14 protein-coding genes and 1 tRNA gene are annotated in these 13,323 nt (G+C 63.3%); 6 read left to right on the top strand and 9 right to left on the bottom strand.

Annotated features, from left to right (window positions below; genetic code table 11):
• Positions 1 to 23 precede the first annotated feature (23 nt).
• The 5 genes from NKI66_RS19445 to NKI66_RS19425 all read left to right on the top strand — a co-directional run bounded on the left by NKI66_RS19445 (position 24) and on the right by NKI66_RS19425 (position 7,439).
• Positions 24 to 2,108: an ABC transporter substrate-binding protein gene (locus tag NKI66_RS19445; RefSeq protein ID WP_352752597.1), complete on the top strand. Its 2,085-nt coding sequence runs from the start codon at positions 24 to 26 to the stop codon at positions 2,106 to 2,108.
• Between the two features lie 111 nt (positions 2,109 to 2,219).
• A complete protein-coding gene (locus tag NKI66_RS19440; protein WP_352752596.1) occupies positions 2,220 to 3,227 on the top strand; it encodes an ABC transporter permease in 1,008 nt (335 codons plus the stop codon).
• A gap of 1 nt (position 3,228) precedes the next feature.
• Positions 3,229 to 4,368 carry an ABC transporter permease gene (locus tag NKI66_RS19435; protein ID WP_352752594.1) on the top strand — a complete coding sequence of 380 codons (1,140 nt, stop codon included), beginning with the start codon at positions 3,229 to 3,231 and terminating at the stop codon, positions 4,366 to 4,368.
• A gap of 10 nt (positions 4,369 to 4,378) precedes the next feature.
• Complete coding sequence (locus tag NKI66_RS19430; protein ID WP_352752592.1) at positions 4,379 to 6,046, top strand: ABC transporter ATP-binding protein; 1,668 nt, start codon at positions 4,379 to 4,381, stop codon at positions 6,044 to 6,046.
• A 19-nt stretch (positions 6,047 to 6,065) separates the two neighbouring features.
• On the top strand, positions 6,066 to 7,439 hold the full coding sequence (locus NKI66_RS19425) for an alpha-glucosidase/alpha-galactosidase (RefSeq protein ID WP_023809263.1): 1,374 nt from the start codon (positions 6,066 to 6,068) through the stop codon (positions 7,437 to 7,439).
• 16 nt (positions 7,440 to 7,455) lie between these two features.
• On the opposite strand, the gene yacG is transcribed toward NKI66_RS19425, so the two are convergent.
• The 9 genes from yacG to NKI66_RS19380 form a co-directional block, all read right to left on the bottom strand.
• Complete coding sequence (gene yacG / locus NKI66_RS19420) at positions 7,456 to 7,653, bottom strand: DNA gyrase inhibitor YacG (protein ID WP_023809262.1); 198 nt, start codon at positions 7,651 to 7,653, stop codon at positions 7,456 to 7,458.
• Entirely contained in the window at positions 7,650 to 8,279 is a 630-nt protein-coding gene (locus tag NKI66_RS19415) for a Maf-like protein (RefSeq protein WP_023809261.1), read from the bottom strand. The genes yacG and NKI66_RS19415 overlap by 4 nt, the downstream gene beginning before the upstream one ends.
• A 21-nt stretch (positions 8,280 to 8,300) precedes the next feature.
• The gene (gene infA / locus NKI66_RS19410) at positions 8,301 to 8,519 is read right to left on the bottom strand and encodes a translation initiation factor IF-1 (protein ID WP_006200926.1); all 219 of its coding nucleotides are present in this window, start codon (positions 8,517 to 8,519) and stop codon (positions 8,301 to 8,303) included.
• Positions 8,520 to 8,606: 87 nt separating this feature from the next.
• Positions 8,607 to 9,068, bottom strand: a complete 462-nt coding sequence (locus NKI66_RS19405; protein ID WP_081734750.1) for an arsenate-mycothiol transferase ArsC — start codon at positions 9,066 to 9,068, stop codon at positions 8,607 to 8,609.
• The gene (locus NKI66_RS19400; RefSeq protein ID WP_013530198.1) at positions 9,056 to 9,541 is read right to left on the bottom strand and encodes a UPF0262 family protein; all 486 of its coding nucleotides are present in this window, start codon (positions 9,539 to 9,541) and stop codon (positions 9,056 to 9,058) included. The genes NKI66_RS19405 and NKI66_RS19400 overlap by 13 nt, the downstream gene beginning before the upstream one ends.
• Before the next feature lie 6 nt (positions 9,542 to 9,547).
• Positions 9,548 to 10,840 carry a histidinol dehydrogenase gene (hisD, locus tag NKI66_RS19395; protein WP_023809259.1) on the bottom strand — a complete coding sequence of 431 codons (1,293 nt, stop codon included), beginning with the start codon at positions 10,838 to 10,840 and terminating at the stop codon, positions 9,548 to 9,550.
• A 7-nt stretch (positions 10,841 to 10,847) separates the two neighbouring features.
• Complete coding sequence (locus tag NKI66_RS19390) at positions 10,848 to 11,282, bottom strand: DUF2948 family protein (RefSeq protein ID WP_023809258.1); 435 nt, start codon at positions 11,280 to 11,282, stop codon at positions 10,848 to 10,850.
• 91 nt (positions 11,283 to 11,373) lie between these two features.
• Positions 11,374 to 12,666 (bottom strand): UDP-N-acetylglucosamine 1-carboxyvinyltransferase, encoded by a 1,293-nt coding sequence (gene murA / locus NKI66_RS19385; protein WP_023809257.1) that lies wholly within the window; start codon positions 12,664 to 12,666, stop codon positions 11,374 to 11,376.
• Between the two features lie 146 nt (positions 12,667 to 12,812).
• Positions 12,813 to 13,007, bottom strand: a complete 195-nt coding sequence (locus tag NKI66_RS19380; RefSeq protein WP_023809256.1) for a hypothetical protein — start codon at positions 13,005 to 13,007, stop codon at positions 12,813 to 12,815.
• Between the two features lie 161 nt (positions 13,008 to 13,168).
• Here NKI66_RS19380 and NKI66_RS19375 point away from each other — a divergent pair.
• Positions 13,169 to 13,243, top strand: a tRNA-Thr gene (locus NKI66_RS19375).
• The last annotated feature ends 80 nt before the right edge of the window (positions 13,244 to 13,323 follow it).

Below are 13,323 nucleotides of genomic sequence, written 5' to 3'. Positions count from 1 at the left end.
GACAAACAAGAGGGAGAGAGACCGTGAGGAATTTACGCAATATCGGCCTTGCTGCCGGACTGACGCTGAGCGTCTCGGTCTCGGCACTCAGTGCTTACGCTTCCGAGCCGACGGTTCCGCCGGGGCCGACACCGTTTCCCGCCGAAGGCAAGATCAACTATGTCGCGCGAGACTCGATCCTGGAGTTCAAGCCGCTCCCCGAATATCACGAGCCCGACTGGGTCACCGAGAAATACGTCAAGACCGGCAAGCTGCCGCCGGTGAAAGACAGGCTGCCGAAAGATCCGCTGGTCTTCAAGACAGGCAACATGCAGGACGGCATCGGCGTCTATGGCGATACGATGCGCCACGTCATCGGCGGGCGGCCGGAAGGCTGGAACTACGGCGCCGGTCAGACGCAAGGCTGGGGCGGCATCGACATCGGCCTCTCCGAATGCCTGACGCGCACCGCCCCGCTGTTCCAGGTCGAGGCCAAGGACACCGAGCCGCTGCCGAACCTGGCCAGGAGCTGGGATTGGTCGAGCGATGGCCACAAGCTGACCATGCACCTCATCGAAGGAGCGAAGTGGTCGGACGGCGTGCCGTTCAACGCCGATGACGTCATGTTCTACTGGGACGACGAGGTGGTCGATCCCAACGTCTCGCCGCTGAACGGTGCGACGCCGGAAACCTTCGGCGTCGGCACGACGCTGAAGAAGATCGACGACTACACCGTCGAATGGACCTTCAAGGATGCCTTCCCGAAGCAGTACCTGTACGCCATGGCCTACGGCACCTTCTGTCCGGGCCCCGCGCACATCCTGAAGCCGCAGCATCCGAAATACTCGAAGAACACCTATGATCAGTTCAAAAATGCCTTCCCGCCGGAATTCATGAACATGCCGGTGATGGGTGGCTGGGTGCCGGTCGAATACCGGCCGGACGACATCATCGTCATGCGCCGCAATCCCTATTACTGGAAGGTCGACGAAAAGGGCAATCAACTGCCCTATCTCAACGAACTGCATTACAAGCTGTCGACCTGGGCCGACCGCGATGTCCAGGCGGTGGCCGGTGCGGCCGATTTTTCCAATTTGGAGCAGCCGGAAAACTTCGTCGCCTCGCTGAAGCGTGCGGCAGAGGCAAACGCGCCGGCCCGTCTTGCTTTCGGCCCGCGGCTCATCGGCTACAATCTGCGCTTTAATTTTTCCGCCAATGGCTGGGGCAATCCGGACGAACGCGGCCAGGCGATCCGCGAGTTGAACCGCAACGAGGATTTCCGCAAGGCCGTCACCATGGCGCTCGACCGCAAGGCGCTCGGCGACTCGTTGGTCAAGGGACCGTTCACCGCCATCTATCCCGGCGGCCTGTCGTCAGGAACCAGCTTCTACGACCGCGCTTCGACGGTCTACTACCCCTTCGACCTCGAGGGCGCCAAGGCGGAACTCGCCAAGGCCGGCCTCAAGGATACGGACGGCGACGGCTTCGTGAATTTCCCTTCCGGCACCGCCGGCGGCAAGAACGTCGAGATCGTGATGCTGGTCAACAACGACTACACGACCGACAAGAGCCTTGCCGAAGGCGTCGTCGCCCAGATGGAAAAGCTTGGGCTGCGGGTCGTGCTCAACGGGCTCAACGGCACCCAGCGCGACGCTTCTCAATATTCCGGCCGCTTCGATTGGCTGGTCCGTCGCAACGAACAGGAACTGACCTCGGTGGTGCAAAACACCGTGCAGCTTGCCCCGGTCGGTCCACGCACCAGCTGGGACCATCGTGCGCCGGAAAACGGCGAGGTCGATGTGATGCCGTTCGAAAAGGACCTCGTCGATATCGTCAACAAGTTCGTCTCGACGCAGGACAATGACCAGCGTGCCAGCCTAATGAAACAATTCCAGAAGATCTCGACGGAGCACGTCTACAATGTCGGCCTGACGGAATATCCCGGCGCGCTGATCGTCAACAAGCGCTTCTCGAACATTCCGCAGGGCACGCCGATCTTCATGTTCAACTGGGCCGAAGATTCGATCATCCGCGAAAGGGTCTTTGTCGCGGCCGACAAGCAGGCGAAATACGAATTGTTCCCGCAAGAACTGCCCGGCAAACCCGGAGAGAAGGGGCCGATGAATTAGGTTTACCTCCCTGACTGAGAGACCTCCGGCCGCGCCGCTGGCGCGGCCGGACAAACCAACCTCCGGACGCAACCAAGGGCGCGATCGGCGAGACGAGGAAACGAACCGTCCATGCTGCGATTCCTGCTCACGCGAATAGCGTCGGCAATCCCGGTCCTCGCCATTTTGAGCCTGGCCACATTTGCCATCATCCAGGCGCCGCCGGGCGATTATGCCGACTACATCCGCTCGCAGGCGATCAACCAGGGTGGAGCCTCCTTCGCCGAGGCCGACGCGCAGGCAAAGGCCTACCGCATCGAGCATGGTCTCGATAAGCCGCTGCCCCTCCAGTATCTCAACTGGATCGGCGGCATCGTCACCCGCGGCGATTTCGGCTACAGCCTCTACTACAACAAACCGGTCGCCGATGTGGTCGGAGAGCGCCTGCCGCGCACCCTTCTCCTGGCGCTGGTCTGCCATCTGCTGGCTTCGGTGCTGGGCATCACATTCGGCATATGGGCGGCGACCCGGCAATACACCTGGATCGACTCGGCGCTGTCGGCCATCTCCTTCCTCGGTATGACGGTGCCGCGCTTCCTGATGGCGCTGATCATCGTCTATCTCCTGGTCTTCCAGTTCAACGTGTCGGAGATCGGCTCATTCTTCTCGCCGCAATATGGGGGCGCGCCGTGGTCGTGGGCCAAATTCGTCGATCTGGTCAAGCATGTCTGGCCGGTGGTGGCGATCGCGACTTTCGGCGGGCTCGCCTACAATATGCGCGTCATGCGCGGCAATCTGCTCGATACGCTGAACGCGCAATATGTCGAGACGGCAAGGGCCAAGGGGCTGACCGGCGCCGCTGTCGTCATGCGCCACGCCGTGCCTAACGCACTGCACCCGCTCATCATGTATCAGGGTGTGGTGCTGCCTTACATGCTGACCGGCGAAATCGAGACGGCGATCATCTTCGCGCTGCCGACTGTCGGCCCGGCGATCGTCGGCTCCATGGCTGTCGGCGATGTCTATGTCACCGCCACCTTCATGATGGTGCTGTCGGCGACGCTGATCGTCGGCAACATCATCGCCGACATGCTGCTCGTCCTGCTCGATCCGCGCGTGCGCCAGTTCGGGGGGCGCTGAGATGCTGGCGCGCGATCCATCCCCTCCACCGCTGCCGGCCGAAGGTCGCATCGTAGCCAAACCGGCGCGCGGTAACGAAAGCTACCTCGCGCTTGTCTGGCGCCGGCTGAAGCGCTCCTGGACCGGCATGGCCGGGCTCTGGCTCGTCGTGCTGCTGCTGGTGATGGCCGTGTTCGCCGAGTTCATCGCGCCAATGGACCCGAAGGTGACGGATGTCGGCTTCGCGCCTCCGCAGCTGCCTGTTTTCCATGACAGAGATGGCGGTTTCGTCGCGCGGCCGAGGGTCTATGCGCTGGCCGATTCGGCGGACCTCGATCCGGTCACTTTCCAGCCCGTCGTCGGTCCCGACTACGATCATCCAAGGCTGCTTGGTTTCTTCGTGCATGGCGCGCCTTACAAGCTCTTCGGGCTGTTGCCGGCGGACCGGCATCTGTTCGGCTCGCTGGACGGCCAGCCGGTGCATTTCCTGGGCACCGACAAGTTTGGTCGTGACGTGTTGTCGCGCGCCATCCATGGCTCGCGCGTCTCGTTGATGATCGCGCTGACGGTCGTCTTCATCATCACCGTCATCGGCACCACCGTCGGCATGGTCTCCGGCTATTTTGGCGGCAGGTTCGATGTCTGGATGCAGCGCTTCGTCGAACTGGTGCTCGCCTTCCCGCAGCTGCCGCTCTATTTGGCGCTGACGACGCTGATCCCGGTCACCGCTCCCACCAACGTCTTCCTCGCTTTCGTCATCATCGTCATGTCGGCCTTGGGTTGGGCGCAGATGTCTCGCGAGGTGCGCGGCAAGACTTTGGCGCTGGCGCGGATCGAGTATGTGCGCGCCGCCATGGCGGTCGGCGCCACCGACCGGCGCATCATCATGCAGCACATCTTCCCCAATGTGATGAGCCACGTGATCGTCGCCGTGACGCTGGCGATCCCGACGGTGGTGCTGCTCGAATCCTTCCTCGGTTTCCTCGGCTTCGCCGTCAAGCCGCCGCTGATCTCGTGGGGTCTGATGCTGCAGGACACCGCGACCTATTCCGTCATCGGCACCTATCCCTGGATCCTGTCGCCGGTCGGTTTCGTGCTCGTCACCGTCTTTGCCTTCAACGCGCTGGGCGACGGCCTGCGCGACGCCGTCGACCCTTATTGAGGTGCCTGAGATGTCCGTCGCGCTCGCCGAATCCTTCGCACCAACCGTCCGTCACGACCATGACGGACGCCAGGGCCAGCCGATCATCGATGCCCGCAACGTCGCCGTGGCCTTCAAGGTCGAGCATGGCGTCGTCGACGCGGTCAAGGACATCTCGTTTCAGCTCTATCGCGGCGAGACGATCGCCATCGTTGGCGAATCCGGTTCGGGCAAGTCGGTGACGGCGCGCACCGTCATGGGCCTGCTGTCGCGGCGCGCCACGGTGTCGCCCGGGTCGAGCGTCTGTTATGACGGGCAAAACATCCTGAAATTTCCCGAGAGCGCCCGGCGCAAGCTGCGCGGCAACCGCATCTCGATGATCTTCCAGGAGCCGATGAGCTCGCTTAATCCGATCTATACGGTCGGCAGCCAGATCGTCGAGGCGATCCGGGTGCATCGCAAAGTCAGCCGCAAGCAGGCCTGGGCGCGCGCACTGGAACTTCTGCAGCATGTGCAGATTCCGGATCCCGCCGCGCGGCTCAAGCAATACCCGCACCAGCTATCGGGCGGGCAACGTCAGCGGGTGATGATCGCCATGGCGCTGGCCAACAATCCCGATGTGCTGATCGCCGATGAGCCGACCACAGCGCTCGATGTCACCGTCCAGGCGCAGATCCTGAACCTGATCCGCAGCCTGCAGAAAGAGCTGCGCATGGCGGTGATCCTGATCACCCACGACCTGACCGTGGTGCGCCAGTTCTCCGACTACGTCTATGTCATGCAGCATGGCGAAATGTGCGAGCACAACGTCACCGAACGGCTGTTCGCCAACCCCCAGCACCCCTATACGAGACGGCTGCTCGCTTCCGAGCCGCAGGGGCAGCCGAAGCCGCTGCCGGAGGGCTGCGGCACCATCCTGGAGGCCAGCGGCGTGCGCGTCTCATTCATGCTGCGCCACGGCACCTTCCTGAAACCGGACTGGCGAGAGCTGGTCGCCGTCGACGATCTCGGCCTGAAACTCTGTCGCCACGAGACGCTGGGGCTGGTCGGCGAGTCCGGTTCAGGCAAGACCACCTTCGGCCAGGCCCTGCTCAGGTTGATCGACGCCAAGCGCGGCGAGATCCGTTTCGACGGCAAGCCGATCCACGGCCTGTCGCGGGCGCAGATGCGGCCGTTGCGCTCGCGCATGCAGATCGTCTTCCAGGATCCGTTCTCCTCGCTCAACCCGCGCATGACGATCGGCCAGATCATCGAGGAAGGGCTGATCGTCAACAGCATAGGGGCGACGCGGCGCGAGCGGGTCGAACGGGTGCGCGACGCGCTGGTCAGCGCCGGCATGCCGGGCGATATACTGTCACGGTTTCCGCACGAATTCTCCGGTGGCCAGCGCCAGCGCATCGCGATCGCCCGCGCCATCGCACTCGAACCCGAATTCATCCTGCTCGACGAGCCGACATCGGCGCTGGATCTCTCCGTCCAGGCGCAGATCATCGACCTGTTGCGCAAGCTGCAGGACGAGCGCGGCCTCAGCTACCTCTTCATCTCGCACGACCTCAAGGTGGTGCGCGCACTGTGCCATCGCGTGATCGTCATGCAGAACGGCAAGATCGTCGAGCAGGGCCCCGTCGACGACGTCCTGTCCAATCCCAAGACCGCCTACACGGAACGGCTCGTCAGGGCCGCTTTCGACGTGGCCTGAACATATGCCGGAGGTTAGCATGGCAAGAAATCCCAAGATCACTTTCATCGGCGCAGGCTCGACGGTGTTCATGAAGAACATTGTCGGCGACGTGCTGCAGCGCCCGTCGCTTTCCGGCGCGACCATCGCGCTGATGGACATCAATCCGCAGCGGCTGGAAGAGAGCGCCATCGTCGTCAACAAGCTGATCGCGACGCTCGGCGTCAAGGCGAAGGCCGAGACCCATTCGGACCAGCGCAAGGCGCTGGCGGGCGCAGATTTCGTCGTCGTCGCCTTCCAGATCGGCGGCTACGAGCCCTGCACGGTCACCGACTTCGAAGTGCCGAAGAAATACGGCCTGCGCCAGACGATCGCCGACACGCTCGGCGTCGGCGGCATTATGCGCGGCTTGAGGACCGTGCCGCATCTGTGGAAGATCTGCGAGGACATGCTCGCCGTCTGCCCGCAGGCGATCATGCTGCAATATGTCAACCCGATGGCGATCAACACCTGGGCGATAGCGGAGAAATACCCTGACATCAGGCAGGTCGGTCTCTGCCATTCCGTGCAGGGCACGGCAATGGAGCTGGCGCACGATCTCGACCTTCCCTACGAAGAGATCCGCTATCGCTCGGCCGGCATCAACCACATGGCCTTCTATCTCAGCTTCGAGCATCGCCAGCCGGACGGTTCGTACCGCGACCTCTACCCCGATCTCGTGCGCGCCTATCGCGAAGGCCGCGCGCCCAAGCCCGGCTGGAACCCGCGCTGCCCCAACAAGGTGCGCTACGAGATGCTGACCAGGCTCGGCTATTTCGTCACCGAGAGCTCGGAACATTTCGCCGAATACACGCCCTATTTCATCAAGGAAGGCCGCCCGGACCTGATCGAGAAGTACGGCATCCCGCTGGATGAGTATCCCAAGCGCTGCATCGAACAGATCGAGCGCTGGAAGGGACAGGCTGAGGCCTATCGCTCGGCCGATCGCATCGAGGTCGAGCAGTCCCGGGAATATGCCTCATCGATCATGAATTCGGTGTGGACGGGCGAACCCTCGGTGATCTACGGCAACGTCCGCAACAATGGCTGCATCACCTCGCTGCCCCGGGATTGCGCCGCCGAAGTGCCGTGCCTGGTCGATGCCTCCGGCATCCAGCCGACCTATATCGGTGACCTGCCGCCGCAATTGACCGCGCTGATCCGCACCAACATCAACGTGCAGGAACTGACGGTGCGGGCGCTGATGAGCGAGAACCGCGAACACATCTACCATGCGGCGATGATGGATCCGCACACCGCGGCCGAACTCGATCTCGACCAGATCTGGTCACTGGTCGATGATCTCTTGGCTGCTCATGGTGAATGGCTGCCTGCCTGGGCGCGCTTGAAGCGCAAGAACGAGGCCGCCGCCTGATCGGCGGCGCCCAGCCTTAATTCGGAGCGTCGGGGTCCGTCTCTTCCTCGTCATCGCGGGCCTTGATGACATAGGCGCCCTTCAGCCAGCGGTTGAGGTCGATGTCCTTGCAGCGCGTCGAGCAGAACGGAAAGGTGTCGCGCGCCGAGGGCTTGCCGCATTCGGGGCAGGGGCGCTTTGGGCGTAAGGGCGTGACTTTGGAGTCGGAATTCACAGCCGGGTTCCCGCCAGCCAGCCGCCATGCACCTTGAAGCCTTCGCCGCTCAACAGCGCGACGGTCTCATACAGCGGCAGCCCAACGATGTTGGTGTAGGAGCCGACCAGCTTGACGACGAAGGCGCCGGCGAGACCCTGGACGGCGTAACCACCCGCTTTGCCGCGCCATTCGCCCGACGCGACATAGGCGTCGATCTCCTCGCGCGGCAGCCGCTTGAAGCGCACCCGCGTCTCGACCAGCCGCTGACGCAGCTTGCCGCCCGGGGTGATCAGGCAGATGCCGGAATAGACCCGGTGCGAACGGCCCGACAACAGCCCGAGGCAGTTGGCGGCGTCGTCGAGGGTTTCTGCCTTGGGCAGGATGCGCCGCCCGACGGCGACGACCGTATCCGCGGCCAGCACGAAGCCCGGCGCGTAGTCGGCTTCGGTTTTCAGCGACGCGAACGCCTTCTCGGCCTTTTCCTTCGACAGCCGCTTGGCCAGCGAGCGCGGATGCTCTGCACGCAGCGGCGTTTCGTCGACATCGGCCGGCAGCACGCGGTCCGGCTCGATGCCGGCCTGCTGCAAGAGCTCGATTCGGCGCGGCGAACCCGAGGCAAGCACCAGCTTCTGCAAAATGCTCATCGCGGACCAGTCGGGCTTTGCTTACTTGAAACGATAGGTGATGCGGCCCTTGGTCAGGTCGTATGGCGTCATCTCGACCAGAACCTTGTCGCCGGTCAGCACGCGGATGCGGTTCTTGCGCATGCGGCCGGCCGTATGGGCGATGATTTCGTGTTCGTTTTCGAGCTTTACCCGGAACATCGCGTTCGGCAACAATTCCGTCACGACACCCGGAAACTCGAGGACTTCTTCCTTCGGCATTCGATACCTTTGCTTGGATGGTAGTTCCAGCGCCCTGGCCGGAATTTCGGCGGAACCTATATGATAATCGTCCGCTTGTGAACACGCTTAATCGGCGGCCTCCGGAGGTGTGAATCGACGCCCGATCCGCGCTTTCAGGCGCTCGCGCACGTCCCGGTAGGCCGCCATGATCTGTTCGCGCGTGCCGGCGGCGTCGGTCGGGTCCGGCGTCGGCCAGTATTCGACCTCGACAGCGAGCGAGCGGGTGAGTTCAAGTGCGGCGTGGTGCGCTTCCGGCGCCAGCGTGACGATGAGGTCGAAATAATCGTCCTCGAGATCGTCCATGGTCCGTGGGTGACGCTCGCCCAACGACAGGCCTTCCTCGGCAAGCACCGCATCGACGAACGGATCGCGCTCGCCGGCGCGAACGCCGGCCGAAGCGACAAAGATGGCCGCGGGCAGCATGCGGCGCGCCAGCTGCTCTGCCATTGGCGAGCGCACGGCATTCATGCCGCACAGGAACAGGATCGAACGGGGTAGGGCGCCGGGTGCCAGGGCTAGCCCCGCCAGTGCAGTACGCAGACCAGCGTGAACAGCCGGCGCGCCGTATCGAAGTCTATGTCGATCTTGCCGGATAGCCGGTCCATCAGCGTCTGCGAACCTTCATTGTGCAGGCCGCGGCGGCCCATGTCGATCGCCTCGATGTGGCTCGGCGTCGAGGAACGGATGGCGTCGTAGTAGCTTTCGCAGATCATATAGTAATCCTTGACGATGCGCCTCAGCGGCGTCAGCGACAGGATATGAGTGACGACGGCGGTGCCATCCTCGCGCGCCACGGCAAACACCAGGCGCTGCTCGGCCAGCGACAGTTTCAGCCGGTAAGGGCCGTCGCCGCTGTCATTGACGGGCTGAAAACTGTTCTCCTCGATCAGGTCGAAGATCGCCACCGCGCGTTCATGCTCGACATCGGGTGTCGACCGGCCGATCGATTCATCGAGTTCGACATCGATCAGCCTGGCGCGGGTTTGATCGGGGCCAGACATCGCCGCCTACATGTTCAACCGTATGGCGACGGAGCGTCCATGCGCCTCAAGGCCTTCCGCCTTGGCGAGCGCAATCGCCGCCGGCGCCAAGATACGCAACTGCTCCGATCCAAGCTTGAGGATCGACGTGCGCTTGACGAAATCGAGCACCGACAGGCCCGACGAGAAGCGCGCCGAGCGTGCCGTCGGCAGCACATGGTTGGAGCCGCCGACATAGTCGCCGATGGCTTCCGGCGTGTGGCGGCCGAGAAAGACGGCACCGGCATTGCGCATCCGCGCCAGGAAACCCTCGGCATCGTCGATGGCCAGTTCGACATGTTCGGCGGCGATGCGGTCGACCAGCGGCAGCGCGGATTCAATGGTTGGAACCAGGATCACGGCGCCAAAATCGCGCCAGCTCGCCGCAGCCGTTTCGGCCCGCGGCAGGCTCTGCAACTGGCGCTCGACCGCTTGTTCGACAGCGATGCCGAAGGCCGGATCGTCGGTGACCAGGATCGATTGCGCCGATGCATCGTGCTCGGCCTGGGCCAGCAGGTCGGCCGCGATCCAGTCCGGATCGTTGCTGCCGTCGGCCACGACGAGCACTTCCGACGGCCCGGCGATCATGTCGATGCCGACGGTGCCGAACACCTGGCGCTTGGCCGCCGCGACATAGGCATTGCCCGGGCCGACGATCTTGGCGACCGGCTTTATAGTCCGGGTGCCGTAGGCGAGGGCTGCGATCGCCTGGGCGCCGCCGACACGGTAGATTTCCGACACGCCTGATATGTCGGCCGCCACCAGCACCAGCGGATTGATGATGCCGCCGGGCGCCGGCACGACCATGACGATGCGCTCGACCCCGGCCACCCTGGCCGGTATGGCGTTCATCAGCACCGAGCTTGGATAGCTCGCCGTGCCGCCCGGCACATAGAGCCCGACCGCCTCGACCGCCGTCCAGCGCCAGCCGAGCTCGACGCCGGCGGCATCCGTATAGCGATCATCCTTCGGCCGCTGCCGCTCATGGTGGGAGCGGATACGGTCTCGCGCGAATTCCAGCGCCTCGATCGTCTTTGAGTCGGCAGCCTTGTAAGCTTGAGCGATGTCGTCCTTCGAGACGGCGATGCCCAATCCAGTCAGATCGGCGCGATCGAATTTCTGTGAATAGTCGATCAGCGCCGCGTCGCCTTCGGCGCGCACGCGCGCGATGATGTCGCGCACCGCGGCATCAACGTCGGCGGACACTTCCCGCTTGGTCAACAGGAAGGCGGCGAAACGCTGCTCGAAATCGGCGTCGGACTGACGAAGCTTGATGGCCATCGGACGCTCAGGCCTTGTGGATGGGGCGCGAGGTGGCTTCCCACGCCCCGCCAATATCGGCAAGGCGCGCCTCGATGCATTCGACGTCGAGCATGATCGTGCCGCCGCCGGCAAAGATCAGCTCGACGATGCCCGCCGGCTTGCTGATCTCGATGAAGCTGATCGCCAGCAGCGACAGGACCTCATTGGGCTTGTCGCGGGCGATGCCGTTGGTCTTGGCGCCGAGCACCCGGTCGAAATGCAGCACCGCCTGCCGCCGCTCATTGTGCTGGCGAAACAGGCCGGATTTGGCCTCCCAGACGAAACGGTTCATGGTCAGCAGGAAACGCTTGGCCGCAGGCAGGAATTCGAGGTCGCTGACCTTCATCACGGCATCCTGGACATGGGCCGAAACGATGCTCAGATCCTGATCGTCGAGCGCGATAAGCTTAAGGGCAGTCATGCGGATTTCGCACCTGAAGGTTGATAACTGAACCTTCTGTTAGGCGGTCTTTCCCGTCCGCGCAACCGCACCGCGAGGCCTTGCGATTGGCCTATGCGGAAATCCGCTCGATCACCGCGCCGCAGTTGGATAGCTTTTCTTCCAGCCGCTCGAAGCCGCGGTCGAGATGGTAGACGCGGTTGACCGTCGTCTCGCCTTCCGCCGCCAGGCCGGCGATGACCAGCGAGACAGAGGCGCGAAGATCGGTCGCCATGACCGGCGCGCCCTTCAGTTTCGGCACGCCGTCGACGATCGCCGTCTGGCCCGAAAGCGTGATGTGAGCGCCGAGCCGCGCCAGTTCCTGCACATGCATGAAGCGGTTCTCGAAGATCGTCTCGGTGATGCGCGACTTGCCCTTGGCCATCGTCATCAGGCCCATGAACTGCGCCTGCAAATCGGTCGGGAAGGCCGGAAACGGCGCCGTCGTCACGTCGACCGGCGCAATGCCGGCGCCGTTGCGCCTCACACGAATGCCGGAATTGGTCGGCGTGATCTCCGCACCCGTCTGGGCGATCACGTCCAGTGCGGTCTGCAGCAGATCCGGACGCGCACCTTCGAGCACGACGTCGCCGCCGGTCATGGCGACGGCCATGGCATAGGTGCCGGTCTCGATGCGGTCGGGAATGACGCGTACGCGCGCACCGGAGAGCGATTCGACGCCGTCGATGGTGATTGTCGGCGTGCCGGCGCCGGAAATCTTCGCACCCATGGCATTGAGGCACTCGGCGAGGTTGACGATCTCGGGCTCGCAAGCCGCGTTTTCCAGCACCGTCTCGCCCTTGGCGAGCGCCGCGGCCATCATCAGCACATGGGTGGCGCCGACCGAGACCTTCGGGAAGATATAGCGGTTGCCGACAAGGCGGCCATTCCTTGTCTTGGCGATGACATAGCCGGTGTCGACGTCGATGTCGGCACCCAGCGCCTGCAGGCCCTCGAGGAACAGATCGACCGGCCGCGTGCCGATGGCGCAACCGCCCGGCAGCGACACTTTTGCTTCGCCCATGCGGGCCAGCAGCGGGCCGATCACCCAGAACGAGGCGCGCATCTTCGACACCAGCTCGTAGGGCGCTGTGGTGTCGACGATGTTGCGGGCGGAGAAGTTGATGGTGCGCGAATAGCCCTCATTCTGCTTCTCGCGGCGGCCATTGACCGAATAATCGACGCCGTGGTTGCCCAGGATGCGGATCAGTTGCTCGACATCGGCCAGATGCGGCACGTTTTCCAGCGTCAGCGTGTCGTCGGTCAAAAGCGAGGCGATCATCAAAGGCAACGCCGCGTTTTTCGCGCCCGAGATCGGAATGCTTCCGGAGAGCTGGTTGCCCCCGACAATTCTGATGCGATCCATGGAAGAAAGTCCCTCTCGGCCAAACAGGGCCGGTTCAATCGTTTGAGTAGCGGCCCGTCTAGACCATTGGCCGATCTGGTTCAAGAATTACGCTGGTTCAAGAAATGGGATTTCGCCCACCCCGGGCCAAGAGTGGCCGATTTGAGTTAATCTTTTTGTATTTCCTTCGATGCAGCGAGCCCGTCCGGCCGTTGATCTGCATCTCCGGTGCGCCGCGAGCGTGACTGCGCCTTGCGCTTCTGCAGATTGGCGCGCAATTGCTCTGCCAGCCGATCCTTGCGGATTGTTGCGCTGTTATTCGGTGGACCATCCTTTTTCACTGGAATTGCCTTGTCATCCATTGTCCCGCTCTGGCCCGTGAGCAGCCAGCCCGCCATTCAGGGATAGCCAACATTGTGGCGCCCCCATGTCATTAAAAGCTATCCGGCAAAGGCTTTCACAGAAGCGTTGCGCTTGGCCTTGCGCTTGCCGGTTCGATATGGCAGAAGCCCCGCCATCAGCGGCTGCGGTAGCTCAGTGGTAGAGCACTCCCTTGGTAAGGGAGAGGTCGAGAGTTCAATCCTCTCTCGCAGCACCAGTTTCCAACATCCTTGTTGCCGCACATTCGTCCTCTGCATTTGCAAGGGCGAGGCGGCTACACGGGAACGGCGCGGCCGT

The organism is Mesorhizobium sp. M0518, from assembly GCF_040321125.1.
GTDB lineage: Bacteria > Pseudomonadota > Alphaproteobacteria > Rhizobiales > Rhizobiaceae > Mesorhizobium.
Note: the sequence above shows the minus strand (reverse complement) of the source record. Positions and strands in the feature narration are given on the sequence as shown.

Excerpts from the sequence above, each read along its gene's own strand:
- NKI66_RS19440 (WP_352752596.1), top strand. The coding sequence starts at position 2,220 with ATGCTGCGATTCCTGCTCACGCGAATAGCGTCGGCAATCCCGGTCCTC.
- NKI66_RS19425 (WP_023809263.1), top strand. The coding sequence starts at position 6,066 with ATGGCAAGAAATCCCAAGATCACTTTCATCGGCGCAGGCTCGACGGTG.
- infA (WP_006200926.1), bottom strand. The coding sequence starts at position 8,519 with ATGCCGAAGGAAGAAGTCCTCGAGTTTCCGGGTGTCGTGACGGAATTG.
- NKI66_RS19435 (WP_352752594.1), top strand. The coding sequence starts at position 3,229 with ATGCTGGCGCGCGATCCATCCCCTCCACCGCTGCCGGCCGAAGGTCGC.
- NKI66_RS19380 (WP_023809256.1), bottom strand. The coding sequence starts at position 13,007 with ATGGATGACAAGGCAATTCCAGTGAAAAAGGATGGTCCACCGAATAAC.
- NKI66_RS19390 (WP_023809258.1), bottom strand. The coding sequence starts at position 11,282 with ATGACTGCCCTTAAGCTTATCGCGCTCGACGATCAGGATCTGAGCATC.
- murA (WP_023809257.1), bottom strand. The coding sequence starts at position 12,666 with ATGGATCGCATCAGAATTGTCGGGGGCAACCAGCTCTCCGGAAGCATT.
- NKI66_RS19430 (WP_352752592.1), top strand. The coding sequence starts at position 4,379 with ATGTCCGTCGCGCTCGCCGAATCCTTCGCACCAACCGTCCGTCACGAC.
- NKI66_RS19415 (WP_023809261.1), bottom strand. The coding sequence starts at position 8,279 with ATGAGCATTTTGCAGAAGCTGGTGCTTGCCTCGGGTTCGCCGCGCCGA.
- NKI66_RS19400 (WP_013530198.1), bottom strand. The coding sequence starts at position 9,541 with ATGTCTGGCCCCGATCAAACCCGCGCCAGGCTGATCGATGTCGAACTC.
- hisD (WP_023809259.1), bottom strand. The coding sequence starts at position 10,840 with ATGGCCATCAAGCTTCGTCAGTCCGACGCCGATTTCGAGCAGCGTTTC.